This window comes from Luteimonas sp. MC1782 (assembly GCF_014164605.1).
GTDB lineage: Bacteria > Pseudomonadota > Gammaproteobacteria > Xanthomonadales > Xanthomonadaceae > Luteimonas.
Map to the genome: position 1 here is coordinate 1717246 of NZ_JACJFT010000001.1, position 18149 is coordinate 1735394.

Genomic DNA, 18149 nt, shown 5'->3' on the forward strand with positions numbered 1-18149 from the left:
GGCGACGGTGCCGCGCTCAGCGGGTGTCGAAGGTCACGGCCTGACGTCGGCGATGATCCCGATCGAGCGCTGGCGCAGCGCCGGATCGAAGATGTCGGACACCACCATCAGCTCGTCGGCACCCGTGCGCTCGACGAACGCGCGCATCCCGGCGCGCACCGTGTCCGGGCCGCCGACGATGCTGCAGGCGAGCATCTGCGAGGCCTGCTGCTTCTCCTGCGGCGACCAGTACGACTCGATGTCCGCGATCGGCGGCTGGGTGAGGTTGCGCACGCCACGGAACATGTCGGCAAACGACATCTGCTGCGAGGTGGCCAGGAACCGCGCCTCCTCGTCGGTGGGCGCGGCGATGATGTTCACGCCGACCAGCGCGTAGGGCTTGTCCAGCTGCGCCGACGGCTTGAAGCGCTCGCGGTACACGCGCAGCGCCTGGTCCAGTGCCTGCGGCGCGAAGTGCGAGGCGAAGCCGTAGGGCAAGCCCAGCTCGGCCGCCAGCTGCGCGCCGAACAGGCTGGAGCCGAGGATCCACAGCGGCACCTCGGTACCGGAGCCCGGCACCGCTTCGATCCGCTGGCCTTCGCGCACCGGTCCCAGCCAGGCCTGCAGTTCCTGCACGTCCTGCGGGAAGTGCTCGCTGCTGGCGGGATCGCGGCGCAGCGCGCGCAGCGTCAGCTGGTCGGTGCCGGGCGCGCGGCCGAGGCCGAGATCGATGCGGTCCGGGAACAGCGTCGCCAGCGTGCCGAACTGCTCGGCGATGATGTATGGCGCGTGGTTGGGCAGCATGATGCCGCCGGCGCCGACGCGGATGGTGCTGGTGCCGGCCGCGACGTGGGCGATGACCAGCGACGTCGCCGCGGTGGTGACCGCGGGCATGTTGTGGTGTTCGGCGATCCAGAACCGCGTGTAGCCGAGGCCTTCGGCATGGCGCGCCAGGTCGCGTGCGCCGTCCAGCGCGCTGCGCCGGTCGGAGCCCTGGCGCACGCGTCCGAGTTCGAGGATGGACAGGGCGATGTTGCCGCCGGCGCTGGGCATGGGGGAGGCTCCGTGCGCAACGGCGTCAGCAACCGGTGTGCCGCTGCGTCCGCGCGCATCACGATGATACAAGCGGGTGCGCGCGACCCGCAGGCATGGCTGGCACGCTGTGTCCGACCGGGTCGCCGACCGGCTTCAGATCACGTAGAGATCGACGTATTCGTGCACCGGCAGGGCCTCCAGCGTCGCCTGGTCGAGGCTGGCGGCCAGGATCGCGCGCTGCTGCTGCTCCGGGAAGCGCCGCGCCAGGTTGGTGCGGAACTTGGCCTCCAGCAGCGGGATGCCCTCTTCGCGCCGCCGCGGGTGTCCGACCGGATATTCCACCGCGACTTCGGCAAGCCCGGTTCCGTCGCTGAACTCCACCGCCAGCGCATTGGCGATGCTGCGCTTGTCGGGGTCGTGGTAGTCGGCGGTGTAGCGCGGATCTTCGACGCAGGTGATCTTCGCCCGCAGGCGGTCGATGCGCGGATCGGCGGCCACATCGTCCTCGTAGTCGGCGGCGGTCAGGCGCCCGAACACCAGTGCCACCGCGACCATGTACTGGATGCAGTGGTCGCGGTCAGCCGGATTGTCCAGCGGGCCCTGCTTGTCGATGATGCGGATGCAGGCCTGTTGCGTGCGGATGGTGATCCCGGCGATGTCGTCGACACCCTTGCCGGCGGCCGCGAGCTGCCCATGCAGGAGCAGCGCCGCCTCGACCGCGGTCTGGCCGTGGAACTCGGCCGGGAAGCTGATCTTGAACAGCACGTTTTCCATCACGTAGCTGCCGTAGGGGCGCTGGAACCGGAAGGGCTCGCCCTTGAAGGAGACGTCGTAGAAGCCCCACGTGGGCGCGGTCAGTGCGCCGGGGTAGCCCATCTCCCCGGTCGCCGCGATCAGCGCCAGGCGCACGGCGCGGCTGGTGGCGTCGCCCGCGGCCCAGGATTTTCGGCTGCCGGTGTTGGGCGCGTGCCGGTAGGTGCGCAGGCTCTGCCCGTCCACCCACGCCAGCGACACCGCGTTGAGGATCTGCTCGCGCGACAGGCCCAGCAGCCAGGCGACCACCGCGGTGGATGCCACCTTCACCAGCACCACGTGGTCCAGGCCGACACGGTTGAAGCTGTTCTCCAGCGCGAAGCAGCCCTGGATCTCGTGCGCCTTGATCATCGCCGCCAGCACGTCCCGCATCGCCAGCGGCGGCCTTCCCGCGGTCACCGCGGTGCGGCTGAGCCAGTCGGCCACCGCGAGGATGCCGCCGAGGTTGTCGGACGGATGCCCCCACTCGGCGGCCAGCCAGGTGTCGTTGAAGTCCAGCCAGCGGACCATCGCGCCGATGTTGAAGGCCGCCTGCACCGGGTCGAGCTGGAACCGTGTGCCGGGCACCTTGGCGCCGTCCGGCACCACCGTGCCGGGCACCAGCGGGCCCAGCAGCCTGGTGCATGCCGGGTACTCCAGCGCCTCCAGGCCGCAGCCCAAGGTGTCGATCAGGCAGTTGCGCGCGGTCTCCCAGGCGAGAGGCGAGTCGATCACGTAGCCGGCGACATAGTCGACGATGTCGACCAGCACCTGGTCGGGTGCGGGACGGACGTTGCTGACGGGTGATGACATGGCGGCCCTCGCTTGCAGCACGCCTGGAACCTACTCCACCGTTACCGACTTCGCCAGGTTGCGCGGCTTGTCGACGTCGGTGCCGCGCGCCAGCGCCACGTGGTACGCCAGCATCTGTACGGGAATCGTGTGCACGATGGGGCTCAGCACCCCGACGTGGCGCGGAGTGCGGATCACGTGCACGCCTTCCGACTCGCTGAAGTTGCTGTCGGCGTCGGTGAACACGAACAGTTCGCCGCCGCGCGCGCGCACTTCCTGCATGTTGGACTTCACCTTTTCCAGCAGCGAGTCCTTCGGCGCGATCACCACCACCGGCATGTCCGCATCGACCAGCGCGAGCGGGCCGTGCTTGAGCTCGCCAGCCGGATACGCCTCGGCGTGGATGTAGGAGATTTCCTTGAGCTTGAGCGCGCCTTCGAGCGCGATCGGGTAGTGCACGCCGCGGCCAAGGAACAGCGCGTTGTCCTTGGGCGCGAAACGCTCGGCCCACAGCGCGATCTGCGGCTCCAGGTTGAGCGCGTGCTGCACGCTGCCGGGCAGGTGGCGCAGCGCCTCGATGTACTCGTCTTCCTTCTCTTCCGGCAAGCGGCCGTTGAGCTTGGCGAGCGTGGCCGCAAGCGCGAACAGGCCGACCAGCTGGGTGGTGAACGCCTTGGTGGAGGCGACGCCGATCTCGGCCCCGGCGCGGGTGTAGAACACCAGCTTGCTGGCGCGCGGGATGGCGCTCTCGGGCACGTTGCAGATCGACAGCGTGTGGTCGTGGCCCAGCGATTTGGCGTACTTCAGCGCCTCCATGGTGTCGAGCGTTTCGCCCGATTGCGAGATGGTGACGATCAGGTGCTTCGGGTTGGCGACCGCGGTGCGGTAGCGGTACTCGCTGGCGATCTCGACGCTGCACGGCAGGCCGCTGATCGCCTCGATCCAGTAGCGCGCCACCGAGCCCGCGTAGAAGCTGGTGCCGCAGGCGAGGATCTGCACGCCGTCCACGTCGCCCAGCACCGCGGCCGCGTCGGCGCCGAACAGTTCGGGCACGAACCGCCCGGCGTCGATGATCGCCTCCATCGTGTCGGCCAGCGCGCGCGGCTGCTCGTGGATCTCCTTCTGCATGTAGTGCCGGTACGGACCGAGCTCCAGCGATGCCAGCGAGACGTCGGACAGGTGCTCCTCGCGGGTGACCGGCTGGTCGTCGGCGCCGAACACGCGCACGCCCTCGCGGGTCACCTCGGCGGTGTCGCCCTCTTCCAGGAAGATCACCCGGCGCGTGGCCTGCAGGATCGCGGACACGTCGGAGGCGACGAAGTTCTCGCCTTCGCCCAGGCCCACCAGCAGCGGGCAGCCCATGCGCGCGCACACCAGGCGCCCCGGCTCCTTGCGGCTGACCACGGCCAGCGCATAGGCGCCGTCGAGTTCCTTCACCGCGCGTTGCAGCGCACCCAGCAGGTCGTCGCCATCCTTCAGGTAATGGTGGATCAGGTGCGCGATGACCTCGGTGTCGGTCTGCGATTCGAAGGTGTAGCCGAGATCCTTCAGGCGCTCGCGCTGCTCCTCGTGGTTCTCGATGATGCCGTTGTGCACCAGCGCCACGCCGTGGCTGACGTGCGGATGGGCGTTGCTTTCGGTCACGCCGCCATGGGTGGCCCAGCGGGTGTGGCCGATGCCGAGCTTGGCCTCGAAGCCTTCGCTGCCGGCGGCGGACTCCATCTCCGACACGCGCCCGGTGCGGCGTACGCGGCGTACGTCGTCGCCATCGACGACCGCGATGCCGGCCGAATCGTAGCCGCGATATTCAAGCCGCTTGAGTCCTTCGATCAGGACCGGAACCACATCGCGATCCGCGATCGCGCCGACGATGCCACACATGTGCTGGAACCCCTTCCTTTGGAACCACAAGTCTAACGGGGAAAGGCGTCCGGGCCGTCCGCGCGGACAGCCAGGCGTCCGCGCGGACGCCTGGACGCACTGATTAAATATCGTACTTTCAATGACTTGCAGTTGGCACGCAGCTTGCGTCAATCAAGTCGACCCGACCCCGAACACGACAGACCGCCCGCCATGGACCAACGCTCCCGCATCCGCGACACCGCCAGCCAGGACCAGGTGCTCGCCACGCCGCGCGGTGCCCTTGGTGGCCGCAAGCCATGGCTGGTCGGCGGCGCCGTGATGATCGCGCTGGTCGCGGCGATCGCCTGGCTCGCCAGCGGCTGGTCGGCGGGCGGTCGCTCCTATGACGCCTCACGCCTGCGCGTGGCCGAGGTCACCCGCGGCGAGCTGGTGCGCGACCTGTCCGCTGATGGCCGCGTGATCGCCGCCAACAGCCCCACGCTGTACGCGATCGCTGCCGGCACCGTGGCCCTCAAGGTGGTGGCCGGCGACGTGGTCAAGCAGGGCCAGGAGCTGGCGGTGATCGACAGCCCGGAACTGCGCAGCCGCCTGGTGCAGGAAGAATCCGCGCTGGCCGGCATGGAGGCCGAGGCCAGCCGCGCGCTGCTCGACGCGCGCCTGGCCAAGTCGGATGCGCGCAAGCAGCTCGACCAGGCCGGGATCGACCGCACCGCGGCCGAGCGCGACCTGCAACGCTACCAGCGCGGCTTCGATGGCGGCGCCGTGCCGCAGGTCGACGTGGCGCGCGCACAGGACGCGCTGAAGAAGGCCGACCTCGGCCTGTCCGCCGCGCGCCAGGAGTTCTCGCTGTCGGCGCAGGGCGCCGAACTCGACGCCCGCAACAAGCGCCTGATGGCCGACCGCCAGCGCGCCGTCGCCGGCGAACTCGCCCGCCAGGTCGATGCGCTCACCCTGCGCGCGCCGTTCGACGGCCAGGTCGGCCAGGTGCAGGTGCCGCAGGGCACCAGCGTCGCCGCCAACGGCCCGGTGCTCGGCGTGGTCGACCTGTCGGTGTTCGAACTCGAGATCAAGGTGCCGGAGAGCTTCGCGCGCGACCTTGCGATCGGCATGCCGGCGCAGGTGACCAGCACCGGCAAGACGTTTCCGGCCGAGGTCTCCGCGGTGTCGCCCGAAGTGGTCAATGGCGAAGTGAATGCACGCCTTCGCTTCGCGGAAAACAGCCAGCCTCCGGGCCTCCGGCAGAACCAGCGCCTGTCCGCGCGCATCGTGCTGGACACGCGGCCGGACACGCTGATGGTGGAGCGCGGCCCGTTCCTGGAACAGGACGGCGGCCGCTTCGCCTACGTGGTCCAGGACGGCAGCGCCGTGCGCCGTCCGATCCAGACCGGGGTCAGCAGCCTCGGTGCGGTTGAAATCCTCTCCGGCCTCGAGCCGGGCGAACGGGTCGTCGTGTCCGGAGCCGACCAGTTCGACAGTGCAGAACGCGTCCGGATCTCTGGAGACTGACATGGCCACCCCGAACTTCGCCTTCCACTTCCCCCAGGCCTGGGACGCCCAGGACCTTGCCGACGCCGTGCCGCTGCGCCTGTCCGAGCTGCCGTCGTTCGATGCGCTCGCCGACGGGCATGGCGGTGCCTCCGCCAACGGCATGGCGCATGCGTACCGCGCGACCCGCCAGGGGTACCTGCGCAACTCCGACCTCGCTCCCTTCCGCATCGGCTGAAGCCGGTACGCACCGACCATCCAAGGATCTCCCATGCTCAACATGCGCGGCGTCACCAAGGTCTACCGCACCCAGCTCGTCGAGACCCACGCCCTGCGTTCGCTCGACCTGCACGTCGGGGAAGGCGAGTTCGTCGCCGTCACCGGCCCGTCGGGCTCCGGCAAGACCACCTTCCTCAACATCGCCGGGCTGCTGGAGACCTTCACCGGCGGCGAGTTCAGCCTCGACGGCGAGAACGTCAAGGACCTCGACGACGATGCGCGCAGCAGGCTGCGCAACCAGAAGATCGGCTTCATCTTCCAGAGCTTCAACCTGATCCCCGACCTCAACCTGTTCGACAACTGCGACGTGCCGCTGCGTTACCGGCGCATGCCGGCCAGCGAGCGCCGGCTGCGCATCGAGGACGCGCTGGGCATGGTCGGGCTGGGCTCGCGCATGAAGCACTTCCCGGCGGAGCTGTCGGGTGGCCAGCAACAGCGCGCGGCGATCGCGCGTGCGCTGGCCGGCAGCCCGCGCCTGCTGCTGGCGGACGAACCCACCGGCAACCTCGACTCGCAGATGGCGCGCAGCGTCCTGGAGCTGCTCGAGGACATCAACCAGCAGGGCACCACCATCGTGATGGTGACCCACGACCCGGAGCTGGCTGCACGCGCGCAGCGCAACGTGCACATCGTCGACGGCATGGCCACCGACCTGTCGGTGGAGCCGAGCCTGGTGCGGATGGCGCAGTCCGCGCGCGGCATCGCTGAAACCAACACCTGAAGGACCCGCCATGTCCACGCTCACAGACCGGCTGTTCGGCGACAGCATGTTCGGCTACTACGCGAACCTCGCGCTGCGCAGCTTCCGCCGCAACCGCGTGCTCACCGCGCTGATGGTGCTGGCGATCGCGCTCGGCATCGGCGCCAGCATGACCACGCTCACCGTGTTCCACGTGCTCTCGGGCGATCCGATCCCGCAGAAGAGCGACAAGCTGTTCTACCCGCAGCTGGACCCGCGGTCGATGAACGACTACACCCCCGGCGAAGACCCGGAGGAACAGGTCACCCGGTTCGACGCCGAAACCATGCTGCGCGAGAAGCGGGGCGACCGGCAGACGATGACCACCGGCGGCAGCGCCAGCATCGAGCCCGAGGTGGAGGGTCTGGATCCGTTCCTGGTGGATGCGCGCTATGCGACCAGCGACTTCTTCCCGATGTTCGACCTGCCGTTCCTGCACGGCAGCGGCTGGCCGGCGAACGCGGACGACAACCGCGAGCGCGTGGCGGTGATCGCGAAGTCGCTCAACGACAAGGTGTTCGGCGGCGCCAACAGCGTCGGCAAGACGCTGCGCATCGACAAGGAAGCGTTCCGCATCGTCGGCGTGATCTCCGACTGGCGGCCGACGCCGAAGTTCTACGACATGAACAGTGATCGCTACGGCGAGCCGGAGCAGGTGTTCGTGCCGTTCTCGACCTCGCGCGACCTGAAGATGGGGCGCAACGGCAGCATGAACTGCTGGGGCGAGTCCGGCAGCGACCCCGAGGGCAGCACCGGCGTGAGCGCGCCCTGCGTGTGGATCCAGTACTGGGTGGAACTCGGCACGCCGGAGAAGGTGGCCGACTACCGCCAGTACCTCGCCAACTATTCGGCGCAGCAGCGCGCCGCCGGCCGCTTCGAGCGTCCGGACAACGTGCGCCTGAGCAGCGTCATGGAATGGCTGGATTTCAACCGCGTGGTGCCGGGTGACGTACGCCTGCAGGTGTGGCTGGCGCTCGGCTTCCTGCTGGTGTGCCTGGTCAACACGGTGGGCCTGCTGCTTGCGAAGTTCCTGCGCCGCAGCAGCGAGATCGGCGTGCGCCGCGCGCTCGGCGCCTCGCGTTCGGCGATCTTCACCCAGTGCCTGGTGGAGGCCGGCGCGATCGGGCTGGCCGGCGGCGTGCTCGGGCTGGGCCTGGCGCAGCTCGGGCTGTGGGCCGTGCGCCAGCAGCCGGCGAGCTACGCCGAGCTCGCGCGCCTGGATCCGCTGATGCTGCTGGCGACGTTCGTCCTCGCCGTCGTCGCCAGCCTGCTGGCGGGCATCCTGCCCGCCTGGCGCGCGATGCAGGTCACCCCGGCGATCCAGCTCAAGACCCAGTAGCCCCTCGCCCGCCCCTGCGGCGGGCATCCCGACTCCCGGAGCATTTCCATGGACATCCGTCCGATCCTCTCCACCCTGCTGCGCCACAAGACCGCCGCGGCGCTGATCGTGGTCGAGATCGCGCTCTCGTGCGCGATCATCTGCAACGCGCTGTTCCTGATCGGCAACCGCGTCGATCGCATCAGCCTGCACAGCGGCATCGCCGACAACGAGCTCGTCCGCATCCAGATCACCGGCATCGGCGAGGACGAGAACGCCGCCGCGCTGACCCGCGCCGACATGACCGCGTTGCGCGGACTGCCGGGGGTCAAGGCCGCGGTCGCGACCAACCAGGTGCCGTTCTCCAACTCGTCCTGGAACACGTCGGTGAACCTGCAGCCCGACCAGCCGCGGCCCACCGCCGGACTCACGATGTACATGGGCGACGAGCATTTCCTGCCGACGTTTGGGCCGACGCTTGTCGAGGGCCGCAATTTCAACGCCGACGAGATCCAGGAGTGGGACGTGATCGACGCGCCAGGCGCCGATCTCGCGCCACCCGCGGTGATCATCACCCGCAAGGCCGCGGAGAAGCTGTTCCCGGGCGGGTCGGCACTCGGCAAGCAGGTGTACATCAGCCGCGACAAGCCGACGCCGGTGATCGGCGTGGTCGACCACCTGATCCGTCCCAGCGACCAGGGTGGCCCTGCGGAAAAGGAGTTCTCGATGATCCTGCCGGTGCGCCTGCCGTACACGGTCGGCAACAACATCATGCTGCGCACCACGCCGGAGCGCCGCGCGGAAGTGCTCGCGGCCGCGAAGGAAGTGCTGAAGGCAAACGGCCCCAACCGCATCATCCTTGAAGACAACACCAAGACCGTCGCGGAGCTGCGCCAGGAGTACTACCAGGCCGATCGCGCGATGGTCTGGCTGCTGGTGGCGGTGTGCATCGCGCTGCTGGTCGTCACCGCGCTCGGCATCGTCGGCCTCGCCAGCTTCTGGGTGCAGCAGCGCACCAAGCAGATCGGCGTGCGGCGCGCGCTCGGCGCCACGCGCGGACAGATCCTGCGCTATTTCCAGGTCGAGAACTTCCTGCTGGCGACCGTCGGCATCGTGATCGGCATGATGATGGCGTACGCGATCAACCAGCTGCTGATGGGCCGCTATGAACTGCCGCGGCTGCCGCTGGCGTACCTGCCGATCGGCGCGCTGGCGCTGTGGTTCCTCGGCCAGCTCGCGGTCTACGGGCCGGCGCGCCGCGCGGCGATGGTGCCGCCGGCGGTCGCCACGCGCAGCGTATGATCGGCGCCCATGCCCACCGTCCTGGTCATCGATGACAACCCCGCGGTTGCCACCGCGCTCGAAGTGCTGTTTTCGCTGCACGACATCGACACGGTGGCCGCCGAATCGCCCGGCGACGGCCTGGCCCGGCTGGCCGCGGGTGGCATCGACCTGGTGATCCAGGACATGAACTTCCTCGCCGACACCACGTCGGGCGAGGAAGGCACCGCGCTGTTCCATGCCATCCGCGAACTGGAGCCTGACCTGCCGGTGGTCCTGCTGACGGCGTGGACGCACCTGGAGTCCGCGGTCGACCTGGTCAAGGCGGGCGCCGCCGATTACCTCGGCAAGCCCTGGGATGACCGCAAGCTGCTGGCCACCGTCAACAACCTGGTGGAACTGTCCGAGGCGCGCCGCGAGCTCGCCCGCCACCGCAGCGGCGAGCGCCGTCGGCGCGACGCGCTGGAACGCGACAACGACCTGCGCGGCATGGTCTATGCCGACCCGGCCAGCGAGCGCCTGCTGGCGCTGGCCTGCCAGGTGGCGCGCTCCGAGCTGCCGGTGCTGGTGACCGGCCCGAACGGCGCCGGCAAGGAGAAGATCGCCGAGATCGTGCACGCGAACTCGCCGGTCGGCGCAGGCCCGTTCGTCGCCCTCAACTGCGGCGCGCTGCCGGCCGAGCTGATCGAAGCCGAGCTGTTCGGCGCCGACGCGGGTGCCTACACCGGTGCCGGCAAGGCGCGCGAGGGCAAGTTCGAGGCCGCCGATGGCGGGACGCTGTTCCTCGACGAGATCGGCAACCTGCCGGCGGCCGGCCAGGTGAAGCTTTTGCGCGTGCTGGAGACCGGACGCTTCGCGCGCCTGGGCTCCAACCGTGAACGCCAGGTCCGGGTGCGCGTGGTCAGCGCCACCAACGCCGACCTCGCGGCGATGATCGCCGACGGGCGGTTCCGCGAAGACCTGTACTACCGGCTCAACGCGATCGAACTGAAGGTGCCGCCGCTGGCGGAGCGCCGCGACGACATCCTGCCGCTGGCGCGCCTGTTCCTGCCGGCCGGCCGCCAGCTCGGCGCCGACGCCGCGGCCGCGCTGCTGGCCCATGCCTGGCCGGGCAACGTGCGCGAGCTGCGCAACGTGGTGCAGCGCGCGGCGCTGCTGTCGCCGGGCGAGGTGATCGCCGCGCCGGCGCTGGGCCTGCCGAGCGCCGTCGCCGCCAGCCCGGCGGGTGCGCCTGCAGGCGGCGGCGACGAGCCCGACCGCGCGGCCATCGAGGCCGCACTGGCCCGCGCCCGGGGCGTGCTGGCGCAGGCCGCGGCCGAGCTGGGCATGTCGCGCCAGGCGCTGTACCGGCGCCTCGAACGCCTCGGCATCCGCCGCGACTGATGGCCCGCCGCCGGCCGCCGCTGTGGCTGGCGTTCACCGCGGTGGCGTGCGCCTACATGCTGCTGGCCGCGGCGCTTGCGCTCGCGCTGCACGATTGGCTGCAGCTCACGCCATGGCTGGCCATTCCGCTCGCGGCACTGCTGCCGCTGCCGCTGCTGGCCTACCACGCGCGCCGCCTGCTGCAGCCGGCGCGCGCGCTGTTCCGCGCGCTGTCAGGCAGCGTGGCCGCGTACCGCGACGGCGACTACAGCTTCGGCATCGCCTGGGATGGCAGCGGCGAGCTTGGTGACCTCGTTGCCAGCCACCGCGCGCTCGGCGACACGCTGCGCGAGCAGCGCCTGCGCCTGGTGCAGCGCGAACTGCTGCTCGACACCATGGTGCAGAACACGCCGGTGGCGATGGTGCTGGTCGATGCCGGCGGCCACGTGGTGCTCGGCAACCTGGCCGCGCGCAGGATGCTCGGGGGTGGCCGCAGGCTGGAAGGCATGCCGTTCGAGGCCGTGCTTGCACAGGGGCCCGCGGCGCTGCGCGAAGCCATCGAGCGTGGCGGCGACGGCATGTTCACCGTCGGCCGCGACGATGACGAGGACATCTACCACCTCTCGCGCCGCCTGTTCCGCCTCAACGGCCGTCGCCATGAGCTGGTGCTGCTGCGCCAGCTGACCGCCGAGCTGCGCCGCCAGGAAGTGCAGACCTGGAAGAAGGTGATCCGCGTGATCAGCCACGAGCTCAACAACTCGCTGGCGCCGATCGCATCCCTCGCCCACTCCGGGGCCGAACTGCTGCGCCGTGGCCAGCTCGAACGCCTGCCGGCGGCGCTGGCGACGATCGAGGAGCGCGCGCGCCACCTGGATGGCTTCCTGCGCGACTACGCGCGCTTCGCGAAGATGCCGGCGCCGCGCCTGGAAACGTTCGACTGGAGCGGGTTCGTCACCCGCCTGCACGGCCAGGTCGCGTTCGCCACCGAGGGCACGCCGGAAGGCCACGGCCGCGCGGACGTGCCGCAGCTCGAACAGTGCCTGCTCAACCTGCTGAAGAACGCGCATGAATCCGGTTCGCCCGACGACGAGGTGCGGCTGGCGTTGCGGCGCCTGCCCGACGCCTGGCGCATCGATGTGCTCGACCGCGGCACCGGCATGAACGAGTCGGTGCTGTCGAATGCGCTGCTGCCGTTCTATTCCACCAAGCGCCACGGCACCGGCCTGGGCCTGGCGCTGGCGCGCGAGATCGCCGAGGCACACGGCGGACGCATCGCACTGGTCAACCGTGACGGCGGTGGCCTGTGCGTAAGCATCCATTTGCCGGCCTGAGGTGCCGGCTTGCGCGGGTTCAGTCCTTGCGCACCTTCACCGGCCGCTGCCAGCCGTCGATGCTGACCTGGCGCGCGCGTGCCACCGTCAGCTTGCCCGCGGGCGCGTCGTTGCCGATCACCGATCCCGCGCCGATCGTGGCATCGCGGCCGATGGTCACCGGCGCGACCAGCGCGGCATTGGAGCCGATGAAGGCGCCGTCCTCGATGGTGGTGGTGGCCTTGTTGGCGCCGTCGTAGTTGCAGGTGATGGTGCCGGCACCGATGTTGACGCCGGCGCCGATGCGCGCGTCGCCGAGATAGCTCAGGTGGTTGGCCTTGCTGCCGACGCCGAGCTGCGCGTTCTTGGTTTCCACGAAGTTGCCGACGTGCACCCCGTCAGCCAGCACCGTGCCCGCGCGCAGGCGCGCGAACGGACCGACCTGCACCGCGCCTTCCGTCCGCGCGCCGTCGATGTCGCAATGGGCGCGCACTTCGGTGCCGGGGCCGAGCTCGGCGTCGCGGATGCGGCAGAACGGCCCGATGCGCACGCCGTCGCCCAGCACCACGCGGCCCTCGAACACCACGTCGACGTCGATCTCCACGTCGTGGCCCACCACCACTTCGCCGCGGATGTCGACGCGCGCGGGGTCTACGAAGCGCGCGCCCTGCTCGCACAGCGCGCGCACCAGGCGGCGCTGCATCGCGCGCTCCAGCTGCGACAGCTGCCAGGGATCGTTCGCCCCTTCGGTCTCGACCGGGTCGGCCACGGCCACCATCTCGGCGGCGCTGTACTCGGCGGCAGCCATCGCGAACACGTCGGTGAGGTAGTACTCGGCCTGCGCGTTGTCGGCCGACAGCCGCGCCAGCCAGCCCTTGAGCGCCGTCGACTCGGCCGCCAGCACGCCGGTGTTGACCGTGGCGATGCGGCGCTGGTCGGCGGTGGCGTCCTTGTGCTCGACGATGGCGCCGACGTTGCCTTCGGAGTCGCGCACCACGCGGCCGTAGCCGGTGGGGTCGTCGAGCTCGGCCACCAGCACCGCGAGCCTGCCACCCGCGGCGAGCAGGCGCTGCAGCGTGGCCGTGGTGATCAGCGGCACGTCGCCGTACAGCACCACCACCTGGGCACCATCCGGCACGCCGGGCATGGCTTCGCGCACCGCATGCCCGGTGCCGAGCTGGCGCGCCTGCTCCACCCAGCGCAGGTCGGGCTGGTCGGCGAACGCGGCCTGGACCTGGTCACCGCCATGGCCGTGCACGACATGGATGGCGGCGGGCGCGAGGCCGCGCGCCGCGGCGATGACATGCGCCAGCATCGGCCGCCCGGCGATCTTCTGCAGCACCTTGGGCAGGCGCGACTTCATGCGCTTGCCCTCGCCCGCGGCCAGGATCACCACGTGGATGTCGGGGGTCGGCTGGTCCTGGATCGGCATCATGCGTCCTGCTGTCGTAGTCGCGGCCATTCTAATCGGCGGGCTGATAGCATGCGCGCGATGTTGCGAGCCGTTCCGACGGGGCCGCCCCCGCAGACCCCGACGACGACGCGCGCGCGCGCCAGCCGCTGGCGCGCGCTGCTGCTCTGGGCGGGGGCTGCGGCCTGCATCGCCGGCATCGTCGGACACGACCTGTTCGCCGAATGGGTGCCGTCGCGCACCACCGCGTTGCTGGTGATCGTGCTCGCCGCGCTCGCGCTCGCCGCCGTGTTGCGGCGTGTCGCCGGACTGGCCTGGGCGCACGGCCTGCTGCTTGCGTGGCTGCTTGCGCTGCTGCTGTTCGCCGGGCCGCTGCCGGTGCTGGCGACACTTGCCTGCGCCGCGGCCGCGATCGCGCTGGGCCGCGGCCTGCTTCCGGACGCGGGCGTGGCGGCGGCCTGCGCCATCGGCCTGGCGCTGGTGGCCGGCGTGCTCGGCTGGTTGCTGCCACTGCCGGTGCACGGGCGCTGGACGTACCTTGCCGCGATCGTCGTGGTGCTCGCACTGCGCGGCCGCGACCTCGCTGGCGCCATGCGGCAGGCGTGGCAGGGCTGGCACGCCGCTGTGGCCGGCGCACCAAGGGCCGCGGCCGCCGCGGTGCTGGTCGCCGGACTCGCCGGTACCGGCTGCTGGGTCCCCACCGTGCAGTACGACGACCTCGGCTACCACGCACTCTTGCCGTGGATGCTGCAGATCGACGGACGCCATGCGCTGGATCCCGATATGCACGCCTGGGCCGTGGCGCCGTGGGCGGCGGACGTGGTGCAGGCGCTGCCGCAGGTGCTGGCCGGCATGGAGGCACGCGGCGCGGTCAACGCGTTGTGGCTTGCCCTCACCGCGACCGCGCTGTGGCAGCTGTGCGCGGCGTTGGGCGGCGACGCGCGCCAGCGCTGGTGGACGGTGGCGCTGTACGCCAGCCTGCCGCTCACCGCGGTGCTGGCGATGGGCATGCAGACCGAACTGCAGACGGCGGCGTTGCTGGCCTGGGCTGCGGTGCTGGCGCTGCGCCCGCCGTCGGTGCGCACGCTGTGGGCGGCCTGCGCCCTGGTCGGCGCGCTGGTGGCGACCAAGCTCGCGGCCGCCGGATTTGCCGCGATGCTCCTGCCGTGGCTGCTGTGGCGGCAGCGGCAGGTGCTGGGCTGGCGCAGCCTGTCCGCCGGCCTGGCGCTCATCGCCGGCCTGGGCGGCAGCAGTTACGCCTACGCCGCCTGCGTCGCCGGGAATCCGGTGTTGCCGCTGCTCAACGGCGTGTTCGGCTCGCCGTACTTCGCCACGCAGGATTTCGACGACCCGCGCTGGCATGCGGGCGCCGGCCTGGACCTCGCCTGGCAGCTCACCTTCGATACCGGCCGCTACCTGGAGGCCTACGCCGGCGGCGGCGGCTTCGTGCTGGTGGCGCTGGCGGGTGCCTGGCTGCTGGCGCTGTTGGCGCCGCGCACGCGCGCGCTCGCGGCGCTGGCACTGGCGATGGCGGTCGCGCCGCTGCTCGCCACGCAATACCTGCGCTATGTGCAGCCTGCGCTGGTGCTGGTGCTGCCGGCGCTGGTGGTGGCCGCCGCGGCCGCGGCCCCGCGCAGCGCGCATGTGCTGCTGGCGGCGACCTGCGTCGCCAACCTGCTGTTCCAGGCCAACGGCCACTGGATGCTGCGCACCGGCATCGTCAAGGAGACGGTGATGGCGGCCGGGCGCGACGCGCCGGTGTGGCTGGAGTACGCGCCGGAGCGCGTGCTGGCGCAGCAGGTGCATGCGCGCCGCGCCGCGGAAGGTGGACGCGGTACGGTGCTGTCGCTCGCGAGCGCGGCGCCGATGTCGGCGGAGTTCGGCGCCGCGGCGCGCACCATCGGCTGGTACGACCCGTCGCTGCAGGCGGCGGCGCAACGCGCCGACCAGGATGCCAGCGGCCGCGCCTGGGCAGGCCTGCTGCGCAGCGAACATGTCCGGGACGTGTTGCTGCGGCCTGGCGAACTGCACGCGGCGCGCGCGGCGGGGCTGCGGGCCGTTGGCGCGACGCGCGAGGCGGCCGCGGGAGCGGCGGAATGGTGGCGCGTGCCGCCGCGCGCCACGGTGGCCTCGCCATGAGCCTGATGCGGCAGGGGCCGCGCTTCGTCGTCATCGGCGGCATCCAGTGGCTGCTTGACTGGGGCGTGATGGTGGCGCTCAGCCACTTCGGGCTGCGCATCGGCCTGGCCAACGTGTCGGGGCGCGTGTGCGGCGCGCTTGTCGGCTTCTGGCTCAACGGCAAGATCACCTTCACCGGCGACGAGCATCGCATCGGGCGCCGAGCGCTGCTGAGGTTCGTCGTCACCTGGCTGGTGATGACGCTGGTGAGCACCGTGGCGATCGAGGCCATCGATGACGACCTCGGGCGCAAGTGGGCGTGGCTGGCCAAGCCGCTGGTCGAGGCGGTGCTGGGCCTGTTCGGGTTCCTGGCCTCGCGGCACTGGATCTACCGCCGCTGAGTCCGTCCTGCGCCCTGCCCGCGCCGCCTGCATCCACATGCAAAAAGCCCCGCACATGGCGGGGCTTTCGCGTCCGGACGGCGGCGGGAACGGCCCGTCGACCGTCGCGGTCAGTGCTTCAGGTTCTTGCGCAGGCGTTCGAGCGCCTGCAGCTGGGCGCTGACTTCGGCGAGCTTCTGCTGCGCCTCGGCGATGTCCATCGCCTCGCCGCGGCCGGCAAGCACGCGCTCGGCCTCTTCCTTGGCGGCACGCACCGCGGCTTCGTCGATCTCGTCGGCGCGCACCGCGGTGTCGGCGAGGATCGTCACCACCTGCGGCTGCACCTCGAGGATGCCGCCGCTGATGGCGAAGTCGAGCTTCTCGCCGTTGGCCAGGGTGACCACGACCTTGCCGGGCTTCAGGCGCGTGATCAGCGGCGCGTGGCGCGGCGCGATGCCGAGCTCGCCGATCTCGCCGGTGGCGACCACCATGGTGGCCTCGCCGCGGAAGATCTCCGCCTCGGCGCTCACGATGTCACAACGGATGGTCGGGGCCATGGCTGTTTCCTCAGGCCTTTTCGGCCATCTTCGCGGCCTTCTCGACCGCTTCGTCAATGCCGCCGACCATGTAGAAGGCCTGCTCCGGCAGGTGGTCGTACTCGCCGTCCACGATGCCCTTGAAGCCGCGGATGGTTTCCTTCAGCGGCACGTACTTGCCCGGCGAGCCGGTGAAGACTTCGGCCACGTGGAACGGCTGCGAGAAGAAGCGCTCGATCTTGCGCGCGCGCGACACGGCCTGCTTGTCCTCTTCGGACAGCTCGTCCATGCCGAGGATCGCGATGATGTCCTTCAGCTCCTTGTACTTCTGCAGCGTGGACTGCACGCGGCGCGCGGTGTCGTAGTGCTCGTTGCCGATCACGTTCGGGTCGAGCTGGCGCGAGGTGGAGTCGAGCGGATCGACCGCCGGGTAGATGCCCAGCGAGGCGATGTTGCGGCTCAGCACGACGGTCGCGTCGAGGTGGGCGAAGGTGGTCGCCGGCGACGGGTCGGTCAGGTCGTCCGCGGGCACGTACACGGCCTGGATGGAGGTGATCGAGCCGCTGCGGGTGGAGGTGATGCGCTCCTGCAGCACGCCCATTTCCGCGGCCAGCGTGGGCTGGTAGCCCACCGCCGACGGCATGCGGCCGAGCAGCGCCGACACTTCGGTACCGGCCAGCGTGTAGCGGTAGATGTTGTCGATGAACAGCAACACGTCCTTGCCCTTGCCGGACGCGTCCTTCTCGTCGCGGAAGTACTCCGCCATGGTCAGGCCGGTCAACGCGACGCGCAGGCGGTTGCCCGGCGGCTCGTTCATCTGGCCGTACACCATCGCCACCTTGTCGAGGACGTTGGAGTCCTTCATCTCGTGGTAGAAGTCGTTGCCCTCGCGGGTACGCTCGCCCACGCCGGCGAACACCGACAGGCCTTCGTGCGCCTTGGCGATGTTGTTGATCAGTTCCATCATGTTGACGGTCTTGCCCACGCCGGCGCCGCCGAACAGGCCGACCTTGCCGCCCTTGGCGAACGGGCACATCAGGTCGATGACCTTGATGCCGGTTTCCAGCAGCTCGTTGCCCGACGACTGTTCCTCGTACGACGGCGCCGCGCGATGGATTTCCCAGGTGTCGGTGGCGTCGATCGGGCCGGCCTCGTCGATCGGGCGGCCCAGCACGTCCATGATGCGGCCGAGCGTGCCAACGCCGACCGGCACCGAGATGCCGCGGCCGGTGTTGGTGGCCAGCAGGTTGCGCTTCAGGCCGTCGGTGGAGCCGAGCGCGATGGTGCGCACCACGCCGTCACCGAGCTGCTGCTGCACTTCCAGCGTGATTTCGGTGCCTTCGACCTTCAGTGCGTCGTACACCTTCGGCACTTCGCTGCGCGGGAATTCCACGTCGACGACTGCGCCGATGATCTGAACGATCTTGCCCTGACTCATTGCCGTATTCCTCTGGAAGTATTTTTCTTGC

General features: G+C 70.4%; 15 protein-coding genes. 9 read left to right on the forward strand and 6 right to left on the reverse strand.

The genetic code is table 11. The features are described 5' to 3' along the window. Positions 1-33: 33 nt before the first annotated feature. The 3 genes from H5368_RS08020 to glmS form a co-directional block, all read right to left on the reverse strand. Positions 34-1032 carry an LLM class flavin-dependent oxidoreductase gene (locus tag H5368_RS08020; RefSeq protein WP_182823089.1) on the reverse strand — a complete coding sequence of 333 codons (999 nt, stop codon included), beginning with the start codon at positions 1030-1032 and terminating at the stop codon, positions 34-36. 135 nt (positions 1033-1167) lie between these two features. Continuing rightward, a complete protein-coding gene (locus H5368_RS08025; RefSeq protein ID WP_182823091.1) occupies positions 1168-2619 on the reverse strand; it encodes a bifunctional 2-methylcitrate dehydratase/aconitate hydratase in 1452 nt (483 codons plus the stop codon). Between the two features lie 30 nt (positions 2620-2649). Next, positions 2650-4479: a glutamine--fructose-6-phosphate transaminase (isomerizing) gene (gene glmS / locus H5368_RS08030; protein ID WP_182823093.1), complete on the reverse strand. Its 1830-nt coding sequence runs from the start codon at positions 4477-4479 to the stop codon at positions 2650-2652. Positions 4480-4671: 192 nt separating this feature from the next. On the opposite strand from glmS, the gene H5368_RS08035 reads away from it, so the two are divergent. Genes H5368_RS08035 through H5368_RS08065 form a run of 7 tightly spaced genes read left to right on the forward strand, consistent with a single transcriptional unit; the run spans position 4672 to position 12256 of the window. Next, on the forward strand, positions 4672-5967 hold the full coding sequence (locus tag H5368_RS08035; protein ID WP_182823095.1) for an efflux RND transporter periplasmic adaptor subunit: 1296 nt from the start codon (positions 4672-4674) through the stop codon (positions 5965-5967). Position 5968: 1 nt separating this feature from the next. Further along, on the forward strand, positions 5969-6184 hold the full coding sequence (locus H5368_RS08040; protein ID WP_182823097.1) for a hypothetical protein: 216 nt from the start codon (positions 5969-5971) through the stop codon (positions 6182-6184). A gap of 33 nt (positions 6185-6217) precedes the next feature. Beyond that, positions 6218-6946: an ABC transporter ATP-binding protein gene (locus H5368_RS08045; protein WP_182823099.1), complete on the forward strand. Its 729-nt coding sequence runs from the start codon at positions 6218-6220 to the stop codon at positions 6944-6946. 46 nt (positions 6947-6992) lie between these two features. After that, a complete protein-coding gene (locus tag H5368_RS08050) occupies positions 6993-8303 on the forward strand; it encodes an ABC transporter permease (protein ID WP_182823904.1) in 1311 nt (436 codons plus the stop codon). A 48-nt stretch (positions 8304-8351) separates the two neighbouring features. Continuing rightward, the gene (locus tag H5368_RS08055; protein ID WP_182823101.1) at positions 8352-9584 is read left to right on the forward strand and encodes an ABC transporter permease; all 1233 of its coding nucleotides are present in this window, start codon (positions 8352-8354) and stop codon (positions 9582-9584) included. 9 nt (positions 9585-9593) lie between these two features. Beyond that, complete coding sequence (locus tag H5368_RS08060) at positions 9594-10946, forward strand: sigma-54 dependent transcriptional regulator (protein ID WP_182823103.1); 1353 nt, start codon at positions 9594-9596, stop codon at positions 10944-10946. Further along, on the forward strand, positions 10946-12256 hold the full coding sequence (locus H5368_RS08065; protein ID WP_223877999.1) for a PAS domain-containing sensor histidine kinase: 1311 nt from the start codon (positions 10946-10948) through the stop codon (positions 12254-12256). The genes H5368_RS08060 and H5368_RS08065 overlap by 1 nt, the downstream gene beginning before the upstream one ends. A 19-nt stretch (positions 12257-12275) precedes the next feature. Here the strand turns inward: H5368_RS08065 and glmU are convergent, their stop codons facing one another. Next, a complete protein-coding gene (gene glmU, locus H5368_RS08070) occupies positions 12276-13667 on the reverse strand; it encodes a bifunctional UDP-N-acetylglucosamine diphosphorylase/glucosamine-1-phosphate N-acetyltransferase GlmU (protein WP_182823908.1) in 1392 nt (463 codons plus the stop codon). A gap of 60 nt (positions 13668-13727) precedes the next feature. On the opposite strand from glmU, the gene H5368_RS08075 reads away from it, so the two are divergent. Continuing rightward, a complete protein-coding gene (locus H5368_RS08075) occupies positions 13728-15785 on the forward strand; it encodes a hypothetical protein (RefSeq protein ID WP_182823105.1) in 2058 nt (685 codons plus the stop codon). Next, a complete protein-coding gene (locus H5368_RS08080) occupies positions 15782-16165 on the forward strand; it encodes a GtrA family protein (RefSeq protein ID WP_182823107.1) in 384 nt (127 codons plus the stop codon). Before H5368_RS08075 ends, H5368_RS08080 begins: the two co-directional genes overlap by 4 nt. Before the next feature lie 110 nt (positions 16166-16275). Here H5368_RS08080 and H5368_RS08085 read toward each other — a convergent pair whose 3' ends face one another. Continuing rightward, on the reverse strand, positions 16276-16701 hold the full coding sequence (locus H5368_RS08085; RefSeq protein ID WP_182823109.1) for a F0F1 ATP synthase subunit epsilon: 426 nt from the start codon (positions 16699-16701) through the stop codon (positions 16276-16278). A gap of 10 nt (positions 16702-16711) precedes the next feature. After that, a complete protein-coding gene (atpD, locus tag H5368_RS08090) occupies positions 16712-18118 on the reverse strand; it encodes a F0F1 ATP synthase subunit beta (RefSeq protein ID WP_182823112.1) in 1407 nt (468 codons plus the stop codon). Positions 18119-18149: the final 31 nt, after the last annotated feature.

What these genes read in the sequence shown, in the direction of transcription:
- H5368_RS08020 (WP_182823089.1), bottom strand. Translation starts at nt 1,032, where the DNA reads ATGCCCAGCGCCGGCGGCAACATCGCCCTGTCCATCCTCGAACTCGGA.
- H5368_RS08025 (WP_182823091.1), bottom strand. Translation starts at nt 2,619, where the DNA reads ATGTCATCACCCGTCAGCAACGTCCGTCCCGCACCCGACCAGGTGCTG.
- glmS (WP_182823093.1), bottom strand. Translation starts at nt 4,479, where the DNA reads ATGTGTGGCATCGTCGGCGCGATCGCGGATCGCGATGTGGTTCCGGTC.
- H5368_RS08035 (WP_182823095.1), top strand. Translation starts at nt 4,672, where the DNA reads ATGGACCAACGCTCCCGCATCCGCGACACCGCCAGCCAGGACCAGGTG.
- H5368_RS08040 (WP_182823097.1), top strand. Translation starts at nt 5,969, where the DNA reads ATGGCCACCCCGAACTTCGCCTTCCACTTCCCCCAGGCCTGGGACGCC.
- H5368_RS08045 (WP_182823099.1), top strand. Translation starts at nt 6,218, where the DNA reads ATGCTCAACATGCGCGGCGTCACCAAGGTCTACCGCACCCAGCTCGTC.
- H5368_RS08050 (WP_182823904.1), top strand. Translation starts at nt 6,993, where the DNA reads ATGTTCGGCTACTACGCGAACCTCGCGCTGCGCAGCTTCCGCCGCAAC.
- H5368_RS08055 (WP_182823101.1), top strand. Translation starts at nt 8,352, where the DNA reads ATGGACATCCGTCCGATCCTCTCCACCCTGCTGCGCCACAAGACCGCC.
- H5368_RS08060 (WP_182823103.1), top strand. Translation starts at nt 9,594, where the DNA reads ATGCCCACCGTCCTGGTCATCGATGACAACCCCGCGGTTGCCACCGCG.
- H5368_RS08065 (WP_223877999.1), top strand. Translation starts at nt 10,946, where the DNA reads ATGGCCCGCCGCCGGCCGCCGCTGTGGCTGGCGTTCACCGCGGTGGCG.
- glmU (WP_182823908.1), bottom strand. Translation starts at nt 13,667, where the DNA reads ATGCCGATCCAGGACCAGCCGACCCCCGACATCCACGTGGTGATCCTG.
- H5368_RS08075 (WP_182823105.1), top strand. Translation starts at nt 13,728, where the DNA reads ATGTTGCGAGCCGTTCCGACGGGGCCGCCCCCGCAGACCCCGACGACG.
- H5368_RS08080 (WP_182823107.1), top strand. Translation starts at nt 15,782, where the DNA reads ATGAGCCTGATGCGGCAGGGGCCGCGCTTCGTCGTCATCGGCGGCATC.
- H5368_RS08085 (WP_182823109.1), bottom strand. Translation starts at nt 16,701, where the DNA reads ATGGCCCCGACCATCCGTTGTGACATCGTGAGCGCCGAGGCGGAGATC.
- atpD (WP_182823112.1), bottom strand. Translation starts at nt 18,118, where the DNA reads ATGAGTCAGGGCAAGATCGTTCAGATCATCGGCGCAGTCGTCGACGTG.